The organism is Pedobacter nanyangensis, assembly GCF_003313505.1.
Lineage (GTDB): Bacteria > Bacteroidota > Bacteroidia > Sphingobacteriales > Sphingobacteriaceae > Pedobacter > Pedobacter nanyangensis.
Genome location: NZ_QMHO01000023.1, coordinates 1 through 23,039, shown reverse-complemented (window position 1 = coordinate 23,039; position 23,039 = coordinate 1). Strand labels below are relative to the sequence as shown.

The window sequence follows — 23,039 nt, the reverse complement described above, 5'->3', positions numbered from 1 at the left end:
TTCGTCATCTCGACCTTTTGGAGAGATCTTTGGATATGTTTATACTATGGTTAGTGGTGTGGTTGGTGATAACACCAACCATAGGTCTAAAGTGCTTGGAATGTTATATCGGAAGCGGGCATAGGCATTTCGTCATCTCGACCTTTTGGAGAGATCTTTGGATATGTTTATACTATGGTAGTGGTGTGGTTGGTGATAACACCAACCACAGGTCTAATGGTTAGTGATGGCGATCAGTAGAATGGTTAGTGGTATAGGCATTTCGTCATCTCGACCTTGTGGAGAGATCTTTGGATATGTTTATACAATGGTAGTGGTGTGGTTGGTGATAACACCAACCATAGGTCTAACACCAACCACAGGTTTAATTGGGAACCGGGAAATCCGAAGGATTTCAATCCTTATAGATAAATATCTGGGCGCAATCATGCGACTCCGTAGGAGTCGTACCCGAAGGAAATAGGTCTGTTTTTTATAACTATTTGACCTCTTCGAGGTCCTAAACCTAAACCTATGGACAGGGCTTATGCTTTTTGCCCATCGAACCCAAGTTTGTTAAACCCGATTGGAACGGCAGCCCCGAGGTACGAGGGCTAAAGTGTAAAGCGGGACTGGGCGAAGCTACAGGGGAAGAAAGATGTTTTTCAAATATTTAAGCGGTTGGTTATCCAGTTAACCGATTAATCTGCCGGTAGCTATTGGAAAAAATGAAATGTGCAATTGGGCCAAATATTTTTGTTAAGCTATTGTGTTTGAAAAAGAATTGTTCTATATTTGCACCTCGATTAAAAAATAAATAGAAATAAAATAATTATTTAACAATGTACGCAATAGTAAATATAGCAGGGCAACAGTTTAAAGTTGCAAAAGACCAGCACATCTTTGTACACCGCTTACAAGGAGATGAAGGCGCTAGTATTGAATTTGACAATGTATTGTTGGTTGACAATGGTGGTAAAATTTCTGTAGGTGCGCCTGCGGTTAAAGGAGCTAAGGTTTCAGCTAAAATCGTGTCTCATTTAAAAGGTGATAAGGTAATCGTTTTCAAAAAGAAACGTAGAAAAGGTTACAAAAAGAAAAATGGTCACCGCCAGTCATTCACCAAAATCCAGATTGAGAGCATCACTCTGTAGTTAATTTATTTGTAAATTCATTTTTAGCTGATTAGCTAATTATAAAAAAGATAAAAAATGGCACATAAGAAGGGAGCCGGTAGTTCAAAAAACGGCCGCGAGTCGCACAGTAAACGTTTAGGTATCAAAATTTTCGGTGGTCAGGAAGCTATCGCTGGTAACATCATTGTTCGTCAGCGTGGTACAAAACACCACCCAGATAAAGGTGTTGGTATTGGAAAAGACCATACTTTATTTGCTTTGGTACCTGGTATTGTTGTTTTCAAAAAGAAATTTGATAACAAATCTTATGTATCAGTAGTTCCTAAAGTTGAGGATGCTGCTCCTGTTGCAAAAAAGGAAGCTGCTCCTAAGGCTGAGGCTAAAAAAACAGCTGCTCCTAAAAAAGCTGCTGCTCCTAAAGCGGAGAAAGCTCCAGCAAAAAAAGCTGCTAAAGCTGAAGAAGCTCCTGCTGCTGAGTCTGCTGAATAATATTTGTAATACAAAATACACAGAAAAGCCGAACATGATTGTTCGGCTTTTTTGTTTTAGTGCCCTGGCCTGATCCAAGCAGGAAACTGCCATTGCTAAATTGGTTTGCAAATTTGATGCGATGATTTCTTAAAGGCTAATCAATAGGGTTTGGTAGGGGGCTTTTATCATGAGCAATTTTTGGCCTGCCAACTCATTTGCGCTCAGTATCAGCGAAAAGACGTTTTAAGCCATGGCCATTGATTGTTTTTATGGCCTATTTAAATCCAGTTCAGTAAGCCATAAAAAAAGCGCCCCAATTGGGCGCTTTTTGTTTTTGGTAAGCCGTATTTGTTATTTATAAGCCAGCTGTTGATTATCTGCTTCTACAGCTTGTTTATACTGTGCGTTGAAATCATTTACTTTTTCTTTAGCTACAAAATCTTTCTTGAAAATCATTTCGCGTTTAACGATTATGGTGTTGCCTTTTGGAAAGCTCTGTAATTTATAGCTGAAATATTCATTATCTATCGATAGGGGTTTAACCGCTTCCATGAGCTTTTTGCCTTCAGGAAGTGAAAGTTCTATCTGTTCATCGCTCTTATCGGCCCAAAATAATTGGGTAAGGTCAATGCCAAAATGCCTAGGATCGGTTATGGTTAACGAAGAAGGGGACACGGAGGTTGTCCAAGGTAGCGAAAATATATTCATGCCCGCCACTGGTTTGCACACTTTCAATAAGTTAAAGGCCGAGGCGGCTTTTAAGGTGTCTGAAACCGATGTTTTAGGGTCCAGGTTCTCAAAGCTCAGGGAAATGGCTTCATTATCAGGGAACCTGCCACTAATTTCCTCTTTCATTTTTTTCAATTGGTCCTTTGCCGATAGGTCTTTATAGGTACTGCGGAGCAGGCTTGCCATTGAGCCGGTACAGAAATTGGTTTCGGTGATGTACATGTTGGCCTCCTTAATGGCTACTTTGGTGTGGTAGCTTATGCGGTTTTGTACCCTGTTTTTAGGTTGTAGTTTAATTAATTGGTTGCTGTTTTTACTGATGGGCAATATGGCTGCGCCCAAATCATGGTTGCTGAACGAAGAGAACGGTAAGATATTGGACGTAAGTTCGATGTAAGTTTCTACGCCGTTTACATTGGTTTTGGCAATGCAGTGGTTAAAATCGATACTAGGCAGGAGCAAGGTGTTTTGGCCATTGTCCCTTGTTTTTACCAATACCAGTTCCGCATCAATGCCCTCTTGTTTGCACATGGCCACAAATAGTGTAGAAACATCTTTGCAATCGCCTATTCTTGAGTTGATTACCGTTGCCGGTGATTGTGGTACGATACCGCTTTGCCTGAAAGAAACAGAGCTATAAGAGATATTTTGGGTAATGTATTGATAGATCTTTTTTATTTTTTGGGCATCGTTAAGTTTTTGCCCGCCGAAAAGCTCATTGGTTAACGTTTTAATTTCATAACTGCTCCTGGCTTTTGCCGTTGCCAGGTTGTTGTACCAATCGGAAACAAACTGCCAATCGGGTATGGTAGACAGGTATAGCATATTTGCAACATCGTCCAGCGGTGGCATTTTATCCTCGTAGGTCATGCCGGCATTTTTCTCGGCCTTCCAGGTGTACAAATCAAATTCATCTGCACTGGTTTTGCTCACAGGTATTTCCGACAATGAGAATTTATAATTGAATTTTTTGTTTTTGCTGATCAGTAGTGAGTATTTGGTATTGACATAAGCGCTTCCATGCGAAAAGTAAAAGGAAGTCCAGAAATGTGAAGCTAAGCTGCCTACGTTGTAGTTTCTCAGCTTATAGCGGATATTGATCACATCTCCAACTTCCAAATTGGTGAAAACAAGTTGGTTGTCACTTTGTTCAGCTGGAGTTTTGCTTCCGTTTGCTTTAATGGTTTCTGCAACCTCTACAATTAAGTTCTGGTCGCTGTTGTACGAGATGTTATACTGCTTGTAAGCTTCGAGGCCTTTTTGGGTGAATATTTTCGCGGTTAGAAAGTGTTTCTCTTCTGAACCACCATTCTCGTAAACAACTGCTTGCACTTCTTCGTTTAAAATTACCGAGTGGTCATCGGGATAATCTTGAGCTTTTGGTGCATTTTTAATGCTTGCAATCACGTCTGGCTGCTCAAAGTAGCTGAACACGTCCTTGTTTTTTTTCAGTCTGCGCAACTGCTCTATTGCCTCATAATTGTTGGGGTTAAGGCTCAGTGATTTTTTATAGGCTTCTTCGGCTTTCACTGTTTCCTTGCGGGCTTCGTATATTTTGCCCAGCGTTTTATAATAAGCACCAATATAGGGAGCTAAAGCTATCGCTTTGTTGATGTATTCTTCGGCCTTATCGTATTTTTGTAGGGCATAAAATTTTTCGCTCAAATCATTATAAACACCAGTACTTACGGGGTCTGTCTTTAATTTGTCCAGATACATATCAAAACCACCCTTGCTGTTTCCTTTACTGAAATAGGCGTTGGCCAAAACTGTGGCGTATTCATAATCCTCGTTATCATTTAAATATTTGGTAAGTACACCCTCAGCTTGTGAGCTTTTCTTTAGTTCTTTTTCCAGGATATATTTGATATAGGAGAAATTTCTGTTGTTTGGCCAGTTTTTATAAGCTTTTTCTACCAGACCTATAATTTTATCTTGCTCATTTCTCTTGCCTGATATGGCAATTTTTCTGGCAATAATGTCCTCATCTTCCCCAAATCTTTTTTCCAATTGCATCATAATCTCCTCCGTTTTATCATAGTTTTCCTGATTATAATAATCCGTATAGGTTAATCTAAGCGCATAGGTACTTTGAGGGTCTGAAGTTTTGATTTGCTCCTGTAGGGTTTCCACACCAGTACGGTTATCTTCCTTGGCATGTAAATCGATCATCAGGGTGTTCAAATAAGTGCTTTCGGGGAATTTTTGCTTTAATTTTTCCAAGATGATTCTCGGTTCGAATACGAAATCATCTCTCAGATACAGTTTGGCCAGTAAAATCTGATTGAGATAATTGCTTGTGTCGGATGAAACTAGGCTTTTAAAGTAGGCATACGCTTTAGGTGTAATGCTTTGTGCCTTGAAATTTTCTTCTTTTTGGTAAGGTTGATATTCATTGATATGCGTTAGGCCGCTGATTGGATAGCCATTGTTATCGGTAATTCTTAGCATAAAATTGGAGTTGCCGGCGTAGCTTTCTCCTATTTGCACCAAAACTCTGTTATAACCTTTATTCAGTTTTACGGTAGAGATATATGAGTCGAGATCATTATTCCTTTCTTCGGCTTCAGTAATGATCAATTGGTCATTAACCCACACCTTTACCGAACCAGATACCCCAATCCTAAGCTGTCCTTCAATTTCGGAAGGGGCGTTAACAAAGGTTTGCGCAAATAAGATCGCATTGTAGGGATCGTCATAAAAAGTAAAATCAAACCATTTTTCTCTTTTTAGATATGGTACTTTTCTCCAGCCGAATTCAATATTCTTTTTACCTGTAAATTTGGCATCCATTTGGGGATGATTAACAGGGGCATAGTTTTTATCAAAACCACTGGTTGATATGTTTTCAAATGTGCTTGTAATTAGCCAGTTGTCTAAATTTCCGATCTGGGCAAATGCTTTTTCGGATTCTGTTGCTTTTTTAACGCTTAAAAAATGCTTTCCGGTAACTGAATAAGCCATGGCGTTTAAGGAACCGTCGAATGATTTGTTTTTGGTGATTTCATTCATCAGTGCCAATGCCGCAGGAGTTATTTTACCATAACTGTGGTTTATTGCCGGGCTACGCCATAGGGCAGAAAGATAAGGCTCTGCATTTTTATTGCCGGCATAAAATTTCTGGAAATAGTTAAATGCGTCATCGTTTTTTTGCTCAAGTTCAGCAAGCAAACTCAACGATAAATTGGCTTCGTTGGCAAATTGAGGTTGTTTGGCAAGTTCCCCAAAGGTTTTTTTGGCAGCTTCTGTATCGTTTTTAAGGAAGCTTTCCCAAGCACTTTTTAAAGTGTTTTGTGCACTGGCAGAAAAACAAAGCAAAAGTGAGATCGATAATGAATAGATAGTTTTCTTCATAAGCCAATAATAATCATTTTTTTGTGACTATATCTTGGTTATAAGAAAATTTGGTGCTTAATTTTCGCGCTCCATAATTTGTTTTACCAAATGTCTGAAATAAATCTTTCTATCATCGGGAACAGCAATTTCTTCAAGTGCTTGATAAGCCTGGGCCAGGTATTTTTCCATTTCTAAATTGGCCAGTTCTTTCACTTGGTAATGGTTGTATAGCTGCGTTACCGCTTTAACTTTTGTTTCGGTATCTTGATGGTTCCCTAAAAGGACAGCGAGTTCCTCGTGTTTTACCATTGCCTTTGCGGTAAGATGGAGGAAGGTTTTTTTGTTGGAAATGATATCGCCACCTACTTGCTTGCCAAATTTCTCCGGGTCGCCGTAAACATCCAAAATGTCATCCTGTAGTTGAAAGGCAACGCCCAGGTTCTCGCCAAATTGATATAGCAGGTTGGCATTTTGCTCGTCGGCTCCGCCTACAATAGCACCCAGTTTCATGGCTCCGCCCAATAAAACTGCGGTCTTGAGCCTAATCATTTCCAGATATTCGGCAATACTTACGTTATCACGGGTTTCAAATTCCATATCCAGTTGCTGGCCTTCGCAAACACCTTGAGCGGTTTGGTTGAAGGTATCCAGCACAGGTTTCAGAACGGTTATGTCAACTTTGGACAGGTGCTTGTTGGATTCAACCATCATCACGTCGCCGCTTAAAATAGCATTGTTTACGCCCCATTTTTCGTGCACGGTTTGTTTGCCTCTTCTCAGCGGCGCATTGTCCATAATATCGTCGTGCACTAACGTGAAATTGTGAAAGGTTTCAATGGCCAGGGCCACGTCAATTGCTTTCAACAGCTCATCGGTAAATAGCTCGGTAGCCATCAGTACAATAACGGGCCTGATACGTTTGCCTCCTAAGCTCATGATGTATTTGATGGGCTCGTACAAATCAGCTGGTTTGGTTGGATGGGCTAATTTGAGTATTGCTTCTTCAATGATTTTTTGTAATTCTGTAGGGCTGTGCATTATTATGGATCTATCATGGTGCCAAATGCCGATTTGCTTTCCATCATTTTGATGAAGGCTTCTTCCAGGGTGGTTTGTTTCACGATGGGATTGTCTTTCCAAAAGTTGGGGTTGTAGGTAATCGATTCTATAATGGCCTTGTCTTTAACGTTTTTGGTTAATTCGGTAAATTTTTGTGTGTTAAGTGTTTTGTCAAACTGATAAATGGTTAACATCGAGCTGATCACAGGGGTGAGCGCTCTGCCGCCAGCAACTAAATGCAGATATAATTTGGTGGAGATGTTTTCCATCAAGGGAATTGGAGTTTTTTCCCCATTAAAAGTTGCAATGGTAGTAACAATGGGCGGTATTTTAGCCGATGAACCGCTCAGTTTGATGGGCAGATTAAATATATTGTTCTCCAGCCGGTAAATTTTAAAATCTTCTACGCCGATATAATAGGTTGAATTGATGTAGAATTGCTTTTTATTTCCTTTGTATTTGCAGGAAACTACCGCAATATCCTGATCTTTTTGTTCGATGTATTTATCTATGGAAATTTCAAAATCATTCAAACTTTTTAGGGTAACTGTTTTCCCCGCTTTTTTGTCTTCAAATAAATAGCCCGCCAGCGAGAAGGTAAGGTACGATTGGTTGCTCATTGAAAATGAAATCCCTTCATTGGATTCCGCAAACCTGCTTTGTTTGGCGATCCATCCTTTCACCTTGGTTAGGTTAAACTCCAAATCGTAAAAAAGCTCATAAATTTGGCTGGGCTTGCCATTTAACGTGGTGAGTTGGCGGTAAAAAGCATTGCCGTAAAAATTTTGCTGGCTAAATTTAGAAGCTTTTTCCAGTGCGGCCTTTACCAGTTTCAAACCACGGTACGGATCAACCACTATAGGTTTTAAATTAATGGCGGCAGGCTTTAATTTAACCACTAAACCCGAGATGGTCTCGTTTAGCTCCTGCTCTAGGATCAAGTAACTGACATGGCTGTATTTTATTTTTGCGGGAAAACTTACGTTTTTAAGGATAAATTCTCCTGCGTCGTTAGTTACCGTGGTGTTGTTGGTACCCATTACTCCAATGGAAACCAAGGGGATTGCTTCGCCGGTAACCTCATCAACCAGTTTGCCCTGAATGGTTTGGGCTTTGGCCAAGGTAATCACTAAAAGCAGCAAAATAGTTAAAAGGCAGTTACGCATTAAAGTGGTTGAAAGGCCAAAGGTAAAAAATCAGACCGCAGAAACGAAATCAGCGCTGATTTAATCCTGTACCAGTGAAAAATCTATTTGTCGTTTAGAGAGATCAACCTTTTTCACCTTGATTTTTACTTCATCGCCAAGTTGGTACTTGCGTTTTTTGCGCTGTCCAATAATGCAATAGTTTTTCTCGTCCAATACATAAAAATCGTCGCTTATATCACGTAATCGGATCATCCCTTCGCATTTATTTTCCTCTATTTCCACATACATGCCCCACTCGGTAACTCCTGAAATGATACCCATATATACCGAGCCAATGTTGTTTTCCAGATATTCTGCCTGTTTATATTTCACCGATGCCCTTTCTGCGTCTGCCGCACGTTTTTCCATGGCCGAAGCGTGTACACTGGCGGCTTCATATTCTTCGGCATTGGCCGATTTTCCGCCGTCCAGATATTGGGCCAACAGCCGATGCACCATCACATCGGGATAACGACGGATAGGAGAGGTGAAATGTGTGTAAAAATCGAAGGCTAAACCATAGTGGCTGGTTTTTTTGGTGGTATAAATGGCTTTTGCCATGGAACGAATAGCCAGTGAAGTCAAAATATTCTGTTCTTTTTTGCCCTCTACATCGTCCATAAGGTAGTTAAGGGATTTGGCTATTTCCTTGTCAGATTTTGTATTGATCTTATAGCCAAATCTTGCCGCAAAAGAAGCGAAATTCGTTAAGCTTTCCATGTTTGGGGAGTCATGCGTACGATACACAAAAGTATATTTTTGTTTTCCCTTGCCTTTTTTTGCCACAAACTCCGCCACTTTTTTATTGGCTAATAACATAAAATCTTCAATGAGTTTATGGGCATCTTTGCGCTCCTTTACATAAACGCCAATGGGTTTACCAAAATCATCTAATTTGAATTTTACCTCTGTGCTTTCAAAACTGATGGCACCGTTTTTGAATTTAGCGGTTCTTAACAGGTGGGCTAACTCGTTTAGTTTAAGGATTTCCGCTGCATAATCTCCCTGTTGCGTTTCAATCACCTGTTGGGCTTCTTCATAGGTAAAGCGTTGATTAGAGTGGATAACCGTACGGCCAAACCATTGGTTATGGATATTTGCTTGGTCATCAAGCTCAAAAACCGCGGCAAAGCAAAGTTTATCTTCATGAGGGCGTAGGGAGCAAACCCCGTTGCTTAGCCGTTCAGGAAGCATTGGAATTACCCGATCTACCAGATAAACAGAGGTCGCTCTATGGTAAGCTTCCTTATCTAAGCTAGAGTTAGGTTGTACATAGTGCGAAACATCGGCAATGTGTACGCCAATTTCATAATGCCCATTTTCAAGTTTTTTGAAAGAAATGGCATCGTCAAAATCTTTGGCATCAATGGGGTCGATGGTGAAAGTCACGGTATCTCTGAAATCACGTCGGCCCTTGATGTCGGCCTCGTTAATTTGTTCAGGAATGGCATTAGCTTCTTTTTCTACCTCCGATGGAAAACTTAGCGGGAAACCATATTCTGCTAAGATGGCATTCATTTCGGTGTCGTTTTCACCTTCGTTACCCAATATGTGGATGATTTTTCCGATCGGATTTTTGGCGCCATCTGGCCAATCTGTTAAGGCAACTTGCACTTTTTGGCCATTCTTTGCACCGTTTAAATCACCCAATGGTACAAAAATATCATGTAGCATTTTCTTGTCGTCGGGAATCACAAAAGCGAAACGGTCTGAAACTTTAGCAACGCCGATAAATTCGGTTTTAACCCTCTTGATGATTTCTACAATTTCACCTTCGTTTCTTCGTCCACCGCTTTTTTTGGCAAAAACGTACACTTTCACCTTGTCGCCATGAAGCGCGTTTCTTAGTTTTCTTGGAGCCACAAAGATGTCCTTTTCAAACTCGTCATCAGGTACGATAAAGGCAGAACCATCGGCAGTCATGTCAACTGTTCCCGTTACAAATGTTTTAAGATCCTTAAGTTTAAACTTGCCTCTTTCAGGCCTAATGAACTTGCCTTTTTCCGTTTGCTCAATTAAAACCTCTAAAATAGTATCCACAGCGGTTTTATCGCTGAGATTTAAACGTGCTGCCACCTGTTTATGGTTGAGCGCAATATTTTTGTTTTTTTCAAAAATATCACTGATAAGCTGAGTGAGCACAAGCTTGAATTGAGCATTTTTATTTTTTGCCATAGTCGTTTTCCAATTGTATCGAAGATAACAAATGTAACCATAGGAAAGGTTTTTTAGCTAATAATATTGCTTTTAAAATAGGTGTAAAAAGAAAAAGCCCCGCATGTGCAGGGCCTTTCAAAAAAAATTAACAATTATATCAACTAGGATTTTTTAAGGTTGAATACGTAAGTTCCTCTGTTTCCGCATGCTACAAATACGTAGTTGCCTGCTACTCTAGAGCTGATTACGTTAAAGTCGCCACCAAAGGTACTTGCAAAGTGCGTTTTAGCAAGAACCTTGATTTTATTGTTGTCAATTTGAGCTACTACCAAGCTATTTCCGGTAGAAACATAGATTTTGTCGGCAACAATTGAGATGGAGTTTACCCAACCACCTAAATCAACTTCGTCTAAAAGTGTACCGTTTGATTTATCAACGTAGATCAGGTTGTAGTTGTTCCCGAAAATGAAATTTCCGTTAGTTAACGATGCTACGCTACCAATATTCACTTCGTTGCTTCTGATAGGCCACCATTTGTAAGCAGATTGTACAGCAGTATTGGCATCTAGAGTAGTGTAGCTATAGCCATTGGTTGCAACTACATCATTGTTCGAAAAAGTGATGGATCTGGCACCGCCGTAAGATTGAAAGGCAGTTCTGCTTGCTTTTTGGCCGGCAAATGATATTACGCTTACACCGCCATTGGCTGATGAGGCAGCATATAACTTGCCATTTTGTGCGTTGTATTTAACATCTTTTGTAGAGAAACCTTCCAAGCCTACAACTTGGGGATCTGCTAGGCTGCCACCGCTGGTTTTAACGATACCAACTACTGCAGGGGCTGGGTAGTCATAACTTTCAAAAGTTCTAAGGTCCATGCCTAGGTAAAGGCGGCCGCCACCATTGTTAATGCAAGTTACATCTGCATCGGGGGTGCTTACCGAAGAAATTAATTGAGGCGAACCAGACTGGATTTGGATTACATCCACACCGCCACCATAGGCTGCGCCCGGTGTTTGGTAGGCAATGGCGTAATAATTACCATAAGCAGATACTTCCAATGCACTAAGGGCATTGTTGCTAGCACCAACTTGCGGGTTAATTTTTCCTTTGAAAACCAATTGATAAGGGAATTCTGCTGAGGCAGCTGCGGCGGTGGCTACTTTTCCATTATTTTCAATGGTTGCTTGAAAATCTAAGATTAAACCATCATTGCTCAAATCAACACGGTTTATAGGGTTACTGTTGATGTTGATGATTTTTGATGCTCCATCTTCTTTGGCCACTACTTCTTGCGTTTCCTTTTTACAAGAGTAAATAGTTGCAGTTAACAAGAGCGAGGCAACTAATAAATACTTGTTTTTTGACATTTCCTTTTAGTTTTAATTAACGTAATCTGATGTCTCTATATGAAAAAATAGTACCAAACTTTCTGGAAATGAAAAAATAGTCTTATAAGTGGCTTAAAGCGGTTTTTTGTAGATCTAAATTGTGGAATTGTGGATTTTATTTTGGGGAATTATTCCGTTTTTGAGTAACACATTCCCCATGTTTTTGAGTTAAAAATTACCAGGTATGGCTTCAATAAGTTTTTGAGTATAGGAGGCCTTCGGATTTTCATATATTTCTTCAGGAAAGCCTTGCTCTTCTATTTTTCCTTTGTTCATGATAATCATTCGGTCTGAAATATGCTTAACCACGGCCAAATCATGTGAAATGAAAATGTAAGTCAAGCCAAATTCCTCCTGAAGATCTCTGAGGAGGTTTAAAACCTGTGCTTGTACAGAAACATCAAGTGCCGAAACGGATTCGTCACAGATGATAAATTTTGGCTTGAGGGCCAAAGCTCTGGCAATAACAATCCTTTGACGTTGGCCGCCCGAAAACTCATGGGGATAGCGGTTGAAATATTCGGCACCTAAGTTCACTTTTTCAAGGAGCTGCATCACGTGGGCCTTCCTTTCAGTGTTGTTGGCGAAAACACCATGTACGATTAAAGGTTCCATAATGGATTCTCCTACCGTAATTTTCGGATTTAGGGAAGAATAGGGGTCTTGAAAAATGATCTGTATATCTCTCCTCAAACTTCTCAGTTCTTTTTTATGGATATGGGTGATGTCCCTTCCTTCAAAAATCAACCGGCCGGAACTCGGTTCAACCAGTCGTAAAATAGTACGGCCAAGAGTAGTTTTACCACATCCGGATTCGCCTACCAAACCTAGGGTTTCACCCGGGAAAACTTCAAAGGAAACTTGGTCGACCGCTTTCACAAAAGCTTTTGGCTTCCCAAAAAGCCCCTTTTTGATGGGATACCAGGTACACAGTTCCTGTACTTTTAAAAGTGGTTCCTGCTGATATAGTTTTGCCCGCCTTTGATTGATTTCGGATTGTGTATAGGCGTTTTCTACTAACAAGTGGTTCAAGCCAACGTTTTTGTCCTCATGAAGAAAATCTGAAACGGTAGGCAGTTTTTTGAGCAGTCTCTTGGGCGAGGGTCTGCAAGCTAGCAAACCCTTGGTGTAGTGGTGTTGCGGGTTTTCAAATAGCGATTTAGCGGTACCTTGTTCTACGATATCGCCTTTGTACATTACCAAAAGCTCATCAGCTATTTCTTTCATTAGGCCGAGGTCGTGGGAAATAAAAATCATGGCCATTTGACGTTCCGTTTTTAAACGCAACAACAATTGTAAAATGGTTTTTTGAACAGTTACGTCTAAAGCTGTAGTGGGCTCGTCTGCAATCAATAGTTCCGGATTGCAGCTTAGGGCCATAGCAATCATTACTCGCTGTTTTTGCCCGCCCGAAAGTTGGTGCGGATAGCTTTCAAAGATATTTTCTGGCCGTGGCAGTTGCACTTCCTTAAACAGGGCGATGGTTTGTTCTTTGGCGGTTTCTTTGTCTACGTTTTGGTGTAGCATGATGGCCTCTTTAACCTGCTCGCCACAGGTAAAAACCGGATTGAGGGAAGTCATGGGCTCTTGGAAGATCATCGAAATTTTATTGCCTCGATATTTTCTGATTTCCTTGTCATCAAGTTGAAGAAGGTTGATGGTATCTAGCTTTATTTCACCATCTATTTGGGTGTTTTTACCATCGTGCAAACGCATAATCGAAAAAGAAGTAACCGATTTTCCAGAGCCAGACTCACCTACGATACCCAGTATTTTGCCTTTTTCAAGGCTAAAACTCACTTTGAGGACGGTTTCCAACCAAATTTTATCTTCTTGGTTATAGAATTTTACGGCTAAATCTTTTACGTTAAGCATTACTCTACTAAAGTAATATTTTCTGGCGGAATTATTGGTAATCCTTTAAAACGCAATAAAACTTGAGCTAAAGTAATCACGTCGTTTTCGCAATAACGGGCTATTCGTTTCAAATTTTTTTCCTGATAATAAACCTGCTGGACCTTGCTGCCGTCGAGATCACTCTTTGGTGTTGGCAAATTGAAAATAGCCGCCAATAAGTTTAGCGAAGTAAAATGTTTGTAGTCTCCAAATTTCCACATTTCAAGTGTATCCAGGTGGTTAATTTCCCATGGTTTCTTTCCCGATAATTGTAAAATAGCGGGGATTTGCAAGCCATTGATCAACATTCTCCTGCACAAATAGGGGAAATCAAATTCCTTTCCGTTATGTGCGCACAGCCGCAGTTGTGGAGATTGATGGTTTAAAAGATCGATAAGTTGTAATAGTATAAGTTTTTCGTCATCCGATGTGATTGAGCGTACCCTCAGGTGAGTGCGTTTATCTTGTAAATGAAAAATGCCGATACTGATGCAAACAATCTTGCCAAATTCGGCCCAAATGCCGGCCCGTTCATAAAACGCTGATGCAGTTTGTCCGGGCTGACGTTGGTATTGGCTTTTTTGTTCCCATAAAGCTTGAAAATGAATGGGCAATTCATCAAAACTCTCGTACTGAGGTACAGTTTCAATATCCAAAAGAAAGATATTGTTAAGTTTGAGGTGTTTGAGCATAGGAATAATATTTGGAAATCCAATTTACTGTTTTTCCCGAATTAACCTCTAATTTTCCTTCGTATGCCCCAATATCTTAGCCGTTTAAAAAATTAAAATGTGCTAAGTTGTCTTAGTAGTAAAAAAGAACAAAACATCATATTTATCAAAAGCTAAAGGTTCCTGGCGGGTATAAATAAAAAACAAGACTATAGCCGAAAAACTTAATGTTCCTTAATTCTCTAATGGTTTTAAGGACTTAATTTGAAAACAAAAAATCCCTTCCAAAAACGGAAAGGATTAATGTAGCTCGATATTTATTCCTTGCTCTAAATACTAGGTGTAACCTAATATCTTGAGTACTTGTTTACTATTTTGCTCTTCGCCAAAAACCTCAAAGTTGAAAGTTTCATCTCTGTTCCTGCGAATAATCACATGCTTTGGGCTGGGCAATAAGCAGTGGTGGATACCGCCATAGCCACTAAGTACTTCCTGATAGGCTCCGGTGTGGAAGAAACCCAAGTACTGTACTTTACGGGTACGGGGCATAAATACACTGTTCATGTGGGCTTCTTGGTTGTAATAATCCTGCCCGTCGCAAGTGATACCACCAAGGTTTACACGCTCATATTCTGCGTCCCAGTTGTTGATGGGTAATAGGATATACTTTTGGTTTAATGCCCAAACATCAGGCAAATTGGTGATGAATGAACCATCTAACATTAACCATTTTTCGCGGTCATTTTGTTGCTTACGGCCCAATACCTTGTAAAGGATACCTGATGCTTCTGCTACAGTGTATTTTCCAAATTCGGTGATGATATCGGGTTCAACCACGTCGTGTTCAGCACAAATTTCCTTAATTCGTTTTACGATTTCGTTCACCATATACTCATAATCAAAATCGAACACCAAACTATCTTTAAATGGCATGCCGCCCCCGATATCCAAGGTGTCTAAATCGGGGTTTATTTTTTTGAATTTGCAGTATAAGGTCACATATTTTTCCAATTCGTTCCAATAATATGGCGTATCAGAAATACCCGAATTGATAAAGAAGTGCAATAGTTTAACCCTGAAATTAGGATTTGCAGCAATTTTACTGTTGTAGAAATCAATTACATCTTCTAAACGAACGCCTAGGCGAGAAGTATAGAACTGAGAATCGGGCTGTTCCTCGGCAGCAATACGGATACCCAAATTGCAGGGAGTATCCATTTCTATTTCATCGTCGTAAAGGTTGAATTCTTCCTTGTTGTCCAAAACGGGGATGATGTTCTTAAACCCGTCATGAAGCATGTCGATGATGTACTGTTTATACTGGAAAGTTTTAAAACCGTTGCAGATTACCGTGATATCTTTTGAAACAACGCCTTTTTTCTCTAAAGCATCAATCATTGGCATATCAAAAGCCGATGAAGTTTCCAAGTGGATGTCATTTTTCAGCGCTTCTTCTACAATATGCTTAAAGTGTGAACTCTTGGTGCAATAGCAGTATTTGTAGTTCCCTCGATAATTGTTCTTTAATATAGCGGTTTGAAACAGCAATTTGGCCTGTTGGATTTTTTTACTTACCATAGGCAAATAGGTAAAACGTAGGGGAGTCCCATACGTTTCAATCATTTCCATCAAATTAAGATCGTGGAAATATAATTCATCATCTATAATGCTAAAGCCATCTTGCGGAAAGCCCACACTGAGATCAAGAAATTCGGAGTAACTCTGCATTGTTCAAAAATTTTTGCAAAAATGTAATTTTAATTTGAGAAATAGCTTGGTAAGCAGATTTTTTTACAAAGAACAAATAGGAAAAGATTTTGCTTTCTTTTTCTCAGGAGAGGTTTACGCTCCCAATACCTCGCCTAGCTTACTTATCAATAAAAAAAGGACAAGAGTTTGCTCTTGCCCCTTTAAGGTTTCACTTGATGTTTGTTTGGTTTAAATTCCCTTAGTTAACTGATTTTGGCGCCACCGGTTCCATAGGCTTTTCAATTTTGATCAGGTTTTTCGGGCTAATCAACACTTTTTGGATATTCTCTACTGCGGTAAGCGGCAGTGAGGCAATTTGCATTGGGTTGGTGCCGTCATAAATCAAAAATGCTTTATCGGTAGTTATTCCTTTTTTCTTTTTCAGTTCCTCTAGGTCTTTTTCGTATTTTTCGCGAAGTTTTTTGTATTCAGGAGAATTTTTGAGTTCATCCATTTCTTTCATTTTCTTTTTCCATTCAGGGGAATTGAATTTTTCTGAAATGTCTTTACCCATTTTGCCAATCGCTTCCATGTGTTTCTTCCATTCTTCCGACTCGAATTTTTTACTCAGCTCTTTACTGTTAAATTCAATTTTGGCTATTTTATCTTTCCATTCTGGTGAGTCAAACATTTTCTCCAAATGCTTTGAATCGAACTCAATTTTAGCCATTTTATCTTTCCAATCCTTTGAGTTAAATACTTTCTCTAACTCTCTGCTGTCAAACTCAATCTTGGCCATTTTGTCTTTCCATTCTTTGGATTCGAACTTTTTCTCCAACTCTTTACTGTTGAATTCAATCTTGTCCATTTTGTCTTTCCACGCTTTAGAATTGAACATCTTGTCCAGTTCTTTACTATTGAACTCAATTTTGGCCATCTTATCTTTCCATTCTTTCGAATTGAACATTTTATCAAGATCTGCAAGCTTTTCTCTTACGCTATCAGGCATTTCTTCCAGGGAATGATATACCACGTTTTTGCCATCTTTGTCTTTAATAATGGCTTTAAAGCTTTTTTTGCGCTTTACGGTGTCTGTATCGGCTTTTAAGCAGGTGAGTTCATTTTGAGAAGGCACAGTGCTGATCAGCTTAGTAATAGAGACAGTTTTCGTCTCTTTTTTTGATACATCTTTTTTCTCGGTTGGATTAATCCAGGCCAATGAAACCATGGTGGCAAGCGTTAAGCAAAGCGCTAATATTTTTTGCTTTGCGTTCATGTAGCTAGTTTTCATATCGGTAATTCTTTTAATACGTTGATACAAGTGTTGATTGTTGCCCGTAGCAGCGAGGCTTAGGGCGGGTTGGTTTTTGTCTTTGATGAGCTCCAATTTAAGCAGGGCATGGGCATAGGCCACTGGCGCACCGGTAAACTTCACTACCAGGTCATCACAGGCATGTTCTCTTTCGATGTGGATAAACCTCGAGGTTAACCATACAAATGGATTGAAGAACAACAAGGTTTCGATACCAGTTTTGATCAGGTTTAACATATAGTCGTTTCTTCTGATATGAGAAAGCTCGTGGATCAGGATAGCTTCTACCTGTTTAATGTCAAGCTGGGCAACCAGCGCAACGGGGAAAAGAACTACAGGTTTTAAAAAGCCTATGGCCAATGGAACATTAACTTTTTCTGATAAGTAAAATTGGACCTTTTTGTTGATGTTGAGCTTTTGCAACATGGTTTGAGCAACATTAAGCCAGGCTGAAGGGAAATTGGAAATATTGTTGTTTTTCAATTGCTTAAGCCTGATATAGCCGGAAATCAATACCACCAATTGGAAACTGATTCCTAAAACATATAAACTTACGATATATGGAAAATAGCTTTCGGTTTTAAAACTCCAACTTTGGGTAAGATGATAAAGTTGTTGAAGGGCATTTTCATTAAGTTCAACGTTGCCGGCAGCAGCAGCTGCTTTTGAGGGCAGGTTAAACAGCGAGGCAAAGGTTAAGCAAAAACTGATGAAGATCAAGAAAAGTGCGCCCATGGCAAGGTTATGTTTCAGTTTGGCACTGAGCTTCGACTTTACGGATAAGACAATAAATAATATCGCAAAAACAATTGCTCCTTGCCATAAAGAATGTAAAATGCTCCATCCAATAGCTTTAATAAGGTTGTTGATAATGGCTTCCATGATTATTTGTTTTCAAGTTTGTCCAGATATTCTTTAATTAAATCTATCTCCTCCTTGCTTGCACTTTTGTTGCCTAAAGCCTGCATCACTAATCTTGCGGCCGATCCATTAAACACATTGTCGATCATTTTTTTGACCAAATGTTGTTGAGTGGTCTCCCGGTTCACTTCTGCTTTGTAAATGTGTGTTTTAGAACTGGTGTCTCTAGAAACCAATCCCTTTTCATGCATAATCTGCATCAGCTTAAGGGTAGTGGTGTAACCCGAATCCTTTTTGTCCAATGCTTCATGTACCTCTCTAACCGTACAGTTGCCCTTTTCCCAAAGCACCTGTAAAATTTCCATTTCGCCTTCTGTAGGCTTCAAGTTTGTGTTGCTCATCTCTTGTACGAATTTTTTCGTAATCAAATGTACGAATATTTTCGTATAATCAAAATGTTTTAACAAAATTTTAACGATCTTGATTTTTCAATAAGACGCAAGCAGATAGAAAATGTTGCAGCTAACTATGATTAGTTAGCAAAAAACACATTTTAAATAAAAATAAAGGAGATTTTTTTTTAATTCCTTTTAGTAAGCCCATCGTATTTACCGCTGTTAGGTGGGTCAATTTCAATCAAAAGGTTATAGGCTTTCATCTTGTCTTGAGGATTTGCGAGCGATAGCACATTAACAATTTCTTCGGCTTTTGCCGCGAAATATACGTTGGGGAAGATAGAACCCAGTTTCTGTTTGTCAAACTGTTTGAGCTCGGATAAAGAGGAAATGATGTTTTTAGTTCCGGTACTGGTGTTTTCCTGCAGCCTGTCCAGTCCATTTAAATGGTATTCGTAAATGAAATTTCTAAGGCCCTTAAATGAATTGCTGAGCAAATTTTCATTTAGCCAATACCTGTTTCTCAAACCATCTACCGGGCGCCAACCTTTTGCCCCGGCAGTTTGAGCAACGTTGATCAGGTTCAATGCTTTTTGGTAATAGGGGGTTCCGCCCTGTTTTAAAAAGCTATCCTTGTCTAGGCCAATAATAGTATAGGCATAAAACCCTAAAAGAGAACTTAAATTGTTTAAAAAATTCTGGTCCGAAAAATCGAGTGCCTGCCCTTCGGTAAAATTGAAGCTAAAATCCTTGTCGCTCATGTTCAACAACGTGGTAGAGTAGGAGCTGCCATAAACCGGCCTGCTCGATTGAATTTGAGCTTCGGCAGTGTAATTGGAATTGCCGTCCCAAGCTGTAATATTAATCACTAAATTGCATTCGATCCTTTCCTGGGCTAAGTAAGTTTCGCTAGTCCACTTGTTGTTGTTCATAAAATCCCGGATGGTATTTTGTAGAACATCCAGGCTTCGTCTATTGGCATTGTTAATGGTTGGAGCCAAAATTTGAACACGTGTACTCAATTCCTGTGCACTAGCAAACAAGCTGGCCAACGTTAAAAAAAATATGCCAATAGTTTTTTTCATTGATTTTTAGAGATTAGCGTTATTAATGTTCATCAACTTTAGTATTTCAGCACAAATATCTTTGGCTACTTCCGCTTTCAGTTTGGTTTCAAAGGCAGTTTTCTCTAAAGCTTTATTAAAGATAGTAATTTTGTTGGTTTCCGATTTAAAACCGGCCCCTTTATCATTTAATGAATTGAGCACAATCAAGTCCAAGTTTTTCGTTTTCAACTTTTCTTTGGCATAGTTCTCTTCATCGGTGGTTTCTAGCGCAAAACCCACCAGTAATTGTTTTTCAGATTTTTGCTTGCCCAGGGTGGCTAAAATATCGGTAGTTTTTTTAAGCGCAATATTAAAATGATCTTCTTTCTTTTTAATCTTTTGCTGTGCCACCTCAACGGGGGTGTAATCTGCCACTGCAGCGCTCATCACTGTAAGATCAGTTTCATTAAATTGAGCAATACAAGCGTTCAGCATCTCTGCTGCACTGGTCACGTCAATTCTTTTAATCCCATCCTCACTTTTTAAGGAAGTAGGTCCAGCAATTAAGGTCACCTCAGCGCCAAGTTGGTATAGCGTTTCCGCTAAGGCAAAACCCATTTTACCAGAAGAATGATTGCCTATAAAACGTACGGGATCAATGGCTTCATAAGTTGGCCCAGCCGTAACCAGCACTTTTTTACCCAGTAAGGGAAGCCCTTTTTTAATTTCATTCTGCAAAAAGGCTAAAATCTCTTCAGGCTCCGCCATTCTGCCTTCGCCATACAAACCGCTTGCCAGTTCACCTTTGCCGGGAGCAATCATGGTATTGCCCATCTGCTTCAATTTGGCAACATTATCTTGGGTACTTTCGTGTTTCCACATATCCAGGTCCATGGCAGGCGCAAACAAGACAGGGCATTTTGCCGAAAGATAAACTGCCGTAAGTAAATTGTCGCAAAGACCATTGGCCATTTTGCCAAGTGTATTGGCACTGGCAGGGGCAATCAGCATATAGTCGGCCCAAAGGCCAAGTTCAACATGATTGCTCCACACACCGGTTTCGGCCTCAAAATATTGGGTATAAACAGGGTTTTTTGAAAGTGTTGCTAAAGTAAGCGGTGTAATAAAATTACTTGCATCGGCAGTAAGTACAACTTTAACGTTGGCGCCGGCTTTAACCAGTAACCTAACCAATAAAGCAGCTTTGTAAGCCGCAATGCTACCGCAAATGCCAAGAAGAATATTTTTGTTGTTAAGCATCGAGCGCAAATATAGGCAGAAATAAAATGACCTAAAAGCATTTAAGCCACAGGCGCAAACATCTATTAAATCTGTGCATCTGTGGCTTTATAGAACAACGCTTTAGGCTAAGCGCTATAGGGTAAATTATTTTTGCTCTTTGCTTGGGTTTCTGTGATAAACCTTATCATTTAAAAATTCATCAATTGCAATCAAGCTAGGCTTAGGCAAGCGCTCATAGTGCTTGCTAATCTCAATTTGCTCTCTGTTTTCAAAAACTTCTTCCAAATTGTCGTTAGACGAAGCAAACTCAGCCAACTTTCCATGAAGCTCTTCCTTCATGTTGTTTGAAATCTGATTAGCTCTCTTTGCGATAATTACCAAAGACTCATAAATGTTGTCGGTTGCTCTATCCAAATCATGAACATTTCTGGTAACCGTAGTGTTTGGTATAGCTGGTTTCGGAGTACTCATTTTATTTTTGTGTTTTATTATCTAAATTCTTGTTATTAGTGGTGGTATCTTTTTTCTTTTTGTCGCTTTCTTCTAACGCCTTGTATTTAGCTACCATTGCAGCATCTTCTGCAAGTTGTTTTTTGGCATTGATAATGCCGCTTTCACTATCTTGTTTCAGCTGCTTAGCCTCTTTGGCATATTTGCTATCAGGGTAGGCTTCTATAAACTCATTATAATATTCAATTGCCTGTTGAAAACGTTCTTCCTGTCTATTGGCAAAACTGTTTTTAGCATACATAAATTGAGCTTTAACAATAAGCAGGTTCATTTCTTCCGCATATTTAATGTCGGGAAATTCAATTTGGGCATTTTTAAGTGCCACCACTGCCGATTTGTAATTCGTAATATCGTAGCCACCCAAATCATAATATAGCTTTGCGTTGTCAAAAGCCTTAGTTTCCAATTTATCCCGCAAATTGGCGATATATTGCGCTGCCTGCGTAGCCCTGTCGCTCTTAGGGTAAAGGTTAATGAACAGCTGTAGGGCATCAATTGCTTTGTAGGTATTCTCCTGGTCTAAGGATGATTTCGGAGAATCCAGATAATAGCAATAAGCCCCCATATATCTACATTCCTCTGCATTTTTACTTGCAGGATAAGTATCCGCAAACTCCTTAAACTTATAGCGAGCGGTGGTATAGTCTTTTAACCGATACAAAGTATAGGCATAATAATAATTCAAGTCCTCAGCTTCGGCAGTACCGCGGTACTTTTGTACCAGCCCCTCAAATAAAATTAATGCTTTGTTGTAATCCTTTTTATTGTATAGCCTAATACCTTCTTGGTATTTCTTGGCAACGTCATTGCTTAAGCGTAGTTTTTCGAAACGACTTTTACATGCCCCTAAGCCCATAAGTGCAACGGCTATACCACAAATAATAAGGTGTTTAATTTTAAACATTTTGCAAAGATAAGGTAATAATACGACAACGTCAATTAAATAATAAGGGCTAAGCTAGCTAAACCCTTTGCAGCTTTAAAATACTTAACAAATTTTAACAAAGCATCCGATGGTATTCTTTATTTGGAAAGCAAATACATCCCAATGATCTAAGATAGTCCCGCAGTCCATTACAATCTTTTTGTTTTACTTCATCCTGTCATTCTAAGTAAGGAGAAATCTCTTCTTTACATACAATTCGGTACAGATAGAATCCGGAGGTGAAACAAAAAGTATTTCCATTTCCTTCGGGTTTAGGTGGCAAGGTCAACCTAATTATTAGCACATGTATTGCGATATAGGTACGCCAATGTAGATAGATAAAGGCTTGTCCCAACCTCATGGGTTTAGAGCGCTCTGTAAATTAAACCGGTGGCTTTCTGAAAATTTATTAAACGGGGTGGCATTTTACTTGGCTGTTCCTTTACTATATAACCCTTGATGTATATATTAAATATAATAGTAAGAGAAACACTGCTATAATAGGATAGGAGAGCCACTTGTTTTGTTGCCGGACAGAAATGATCTGGCAAGCCGCTTTTCGAGCCACCTGTGTTTCGGGTCCCATTGTCGGTTCTCCAGATATGAAAGTTTCACTATATATAATAGATATAAAAGATGGCATGCCGTTTATCTCTATATAAGTACAGGTCGGCAGTAGCTTATTCATAATAACGTTGGCTTAAGTCATTTGCTCTATCTTTCATGTGCCCATTGCCCATGTCTAGATTGATCCAAAAGCGCTTCGCTTTTTTATTTGAGGCCTTTTCTGGCCCCAGCGCATAATATTTGTGATTTTTTTATGTTGTTTTTCAGTTATTTATAGCTATTCCTTCTATAAATAATGTCGTTTGTGTTTGCGCATGGGAATAATTTTTCTACCTTTGCACTCCGCTTCGGAGGAAGAGGGGGCAACTGAAAAGCTACAACAACCTCGAGAGAAAAAAGTTTTATTTTTTTTCTTGCAGAAAAGAAAAGTTTTCCTACCTTTGCACTCCGCTTCGGAGGAAGGGGTTGAGGTTGAAAAGA

General features: G+C 39.5%; 16 protein-coding genes. 2 read left to right on the top strand and 14 right to left on the bottom strand.

Annotated elements, in window-relative coordinates; all coding sequences use genetic code 11:
* The first annotated feature begins 821 nt into the window (after positions 1–821).
* Together rplU and rpmA are read left to right on the top strand one after the other, a co-directional pair.
* Complete coding sequence (rplU, locus tag DUT71_RS19925; RefSeq protein ID WP_113639596.1) at positions 822–1,133, top strand: 50S ribosomal protein L21; 312 nt, start codon at positions 822–824, stop codon at positions 1,131–1,133.
* Positions 1,134–1,190: 57 nt separating this feature from the next.
* Entirely contained in the window at positions 1,191–1,604 is a 414-nt protein-coding gene (rpmA, locus tag DUT71_RS19920; protein WP_113664298.1) for a 50S ribosomal protein L27, read from the top strand.
* A gap of 333 nt (positions 1,605–1,937) precedes the next feature.
* Here rpmA and DUT71_RS19915 read toward each other — a convergent pair whose 3' ends face one another.
* From DUT71_RS19915 to DUT71_RS19845, 14 genes are all read right to left on the bottom strand, one after another.
* The gene (locus DUT71_RS19915; RefSeq protein ID WP_113664297.1) at positions 1,938–5,669 is read right to left on the bottom strand and encodes a DUF3857 domain-containing protein; all 3,732 of its coding nucleotides are present in this window, start codon (positions 5,667–5,669) and stop codon (positions 1,938–1,940) included.
* 57 nt (positions 5,670–5,726) lie between these two features.
* Positions 5,727–6,689 (bottom strand): polyprenyl synthetase family protein, encoded by a 963-nt coding sequence (locus DUT71_RS19910; protein WP_113664296.1) that lies wholly within the window; start codon positions 6,687–6,689, stop codon positions 5,727–5,729.
* A 2-nt stretch (positions 6,690–6,691) separates the two neighbouring features.
* Positions 6,692–7,876, bottom strand: coding sequence for a carboxypeptidase-like regulatory domain-containing protein (locus DUT71_RS19905; RefSeq protein WP_113664295.1), 1,185 nt, complete (start codon positions 7,874–7,876; stop codon positions 6,692–6,694).
* 60 nt (positions 7,877–7,936) lie between these two features.
* A complete protein-coding gene (gene rnr / locus DUT71_RS19900; protein WP_113664294.1) occupies positions 7,937–10,072 on the bottom strand; it encodes a ribonuclease R in 2,136 nt (711 codons plus the stop codon).
* Between the two features lie 143 nt (positions 10,073–10,215).
* Positions 10,216–11,424, bottom strand: coding sequence for a hypothetical protein (locus DUT71_RS19895; RefSeq protein WP_113664293.1), 1,209 nt, complete (start codon positions 11,422–11,424; stop codon positions 10,216–10,218).
* 189 nt (positions 11,425–11,613) lie between these two features.
* Positions 11,614–13,320, bottom strand: a complete 1,707-nt coding sequence (locus tag DUT71_RS19890; RefSeq protein ID WP_113664292.1) for an ABC transporter ATP-binding protein — start codon at positions 13,318–13,320, stop codon at positions 11,614–11,616.
* A complete protein-coding gene (locus DUT71_RS19885; protein ID WP_113664291.1) occupies positions 13,320–14,033 on the bottom strand; it encodes a 3'-5' exonuclease in 714 nt (237 codons plus the stop codon). The genes DUT71_RS19890 and DUT71_RS19885 overlap by 1 nt, the downstream gene beginning before the upstream one ends.
* A gap of 315 nt (positions 14,034–14,348) precedes the next feature.
* Positions 14,349–15,740 carry an arginine decarboxylase gene (locus DUT71_RS19880; protein ID WP_113664290.1) on the bottom strand — a complete coding sequence of 464 codons (1,392 nt, stop codon included), beginning with the start codon at positions 15,738–15,740 and terminating at the stop codon, positions 14,349–14,351.
* A 220-nt stretch (positions 15,741–15,960) separates the two neighbouring features.
* Positions 15,961–17,895, bottom strand: a complete 1,935-nt coding sequence (locus DUT71_RS19870; RefSeq protein ID WP_113664288.1) for a M56 family metallopeptidase — start codon at positions 17,893–17,895, stop codon at positions 15,961–15,963.
* 2 nt (positions 17,896–17,897) lie between these two features.
* Entirely contained in the window at positions 17,898–18,275 is a 378-nt protein-coding gene (locus DUT71_RS19865) for a BlaI/MecI/CopY family transcriptional regulator (RefSeq protein WP_113664287.1), read from the bottom strand.
* A 179-nt stretch (positions 18,276–18,454) separates the two neighbouring features.
* Entirely contained in the window at positions 18,455–19,354 is a 900-nt protein-coding gene (porD, locus tag DUT71_RS19860) for a type IX secretion system protein PorD (protein WP_113664286.1), read from the bottom strand.
* A gap of 6 nt (positions 19,355–19,360) precedes the next feature.
* Positions 19,361–20,575: a bifunctional phosphopantothenoylcysteine decarboxylase/phosphopantothenate--cysteine ligase CoaBC gene (gene coaBC / locus DUT71_RS19855; RefSeq protein ID WP_113664285.1), complete on the bottom strand. Its 1,215-nt coding sequence runs from the start codon at positions 20,573–20,575 to the stop codon at positions 19,361–19,363.
* 126 nt (positions 20,576–20,701) lie between these two features.
* Complete coding sequence (locus DUT71_RS19850; protein ID WP_113664284.1) at positions 20,702–21,028, bottom strand: DNA-directed RNA polymerase subunit omega; 327 nt, start codon at positions 21,026–21,028, stop codon at positions 20,702–20,704.
* Position 21,029: 1 nt separating this feature from the next.
* Positions 21,030–21,971 (bottom strand): outer membrane protein assembly factor BamD, encoded by a 942-nt coding sequence (locus tag DUT71_RS19845; protein ID WP_113664283.1) that lies wholly within the window; start codon positions 21,969–21,971, stop codon positions 21,030–21,032.
* Positions 21,972–23,039 lie beyond the last annotated feature (1,068 nt).

Coding starts and splice junctions, on each gene's coding strand:
- rplU (WP_113639596.1), top strand. CDS start 822: ATGTACGCAATAGTAAATATAGCAGGGCAACAGTTTAAAGTTGCAAAA.
- rpmA (WP_113664298.1), top strand. CDS start 1,191: ATGGCACATAAGAAGGGAGCCGGTAGTTCAAAAAACGGCCGCGAGTCG.
- DUT71_RS19915 (WP_113664297.1), bottom strand. CDS start 5,669: ATGAAGAAAACTATCTATTCATTATCGATCTCACTTTTGCTTTGTTTT.
- DUT71_RS19910 (WP_113664296.1), bottom strand. CDS start 6,689: ATGCACAGCCCTACAGAATTACAAAAAATCATTGAAGAAGCAATACTC.
- DUT71_RS19905 (WP_113664295.1), bottom strand. CDS start 7,876: ATGCGTAACTGCCTTTTAACTATTTTGCTGCTTTTAGTGATTACCTTG.
- rnr (WP_113664294.1), bottom strand. CDS start 10,072: ATGGCAAAAAATAAAAATGCTCAATTCAAGCTTGTGCTCACTCAGCTT.
- DUT71_RS19895 (WP_113664293.1), bottom strand. CDS start 11,424: ATGTCAAAAAACAAGTATTTATTAGTTGCCTCGCTCTTGTTAACTGCA.
- DUT71_RS19890 (WP_113664292.1), bottom strand. CDS start 13,320: ATGCTTAACGTAAAAGATTTAGCCGTAAAATTCTATAACCAAGAAGAT.
- DUT71_RS19885 (WP_113664291.1), bottom strand. CDS start 14,033: ATGCTCAAACACCTCAAACTTAACAATATCTTTCTTTTGGATATTGAA.
- DUT71_RS19880 (WP_113664290.1), bottom strand. CDS start 15,740: ATGCAGAGTTACTCCGAATTTCTTGATCTCAGTGTGGGCTTTCCGCAA.
- DUT71_RS19870 (WP_113664288.1), bottom strand. CDS start 17,895: ATGGAAGCCATTATCAACAACCTTATTAAAGCTATTGGATGGAGCATT.
- DUT71_RS19865 (WP_113664287.1), bottom strand. CDS start 18,275: ATGAGCAACACAAACTTGAAGCCTACAGAAGGCGAAATGGAAATTTTA.
- porD (WP_113664286.1), bottom strand. CDS start 19,354: ATGAAAAAAACTATTGGCATATTTTTTTTAACGTTGGCCAGCTTGTTT.
- coaBC (WP_113664285.1), bottom strand. CDS start 20,575: ATGCTTAACAACAAAAATATTCTTCTTGGCATTTGCGGTAGCATTGCG.
- DUT71_RS19850 (WP_113664284.1), bottom strand. CDS start 21,028: ATGAGTACTCCGAAACCAGCTATACCAAACACTACGGTTACCAGAAAT.
- DUT71_RS19845 (WP_113664283.1), bottom strand. CDS start 21,971: ATGTTTAAAATTAAACACCTTATTATTTGTGGTATAGCCGTTGCACTT.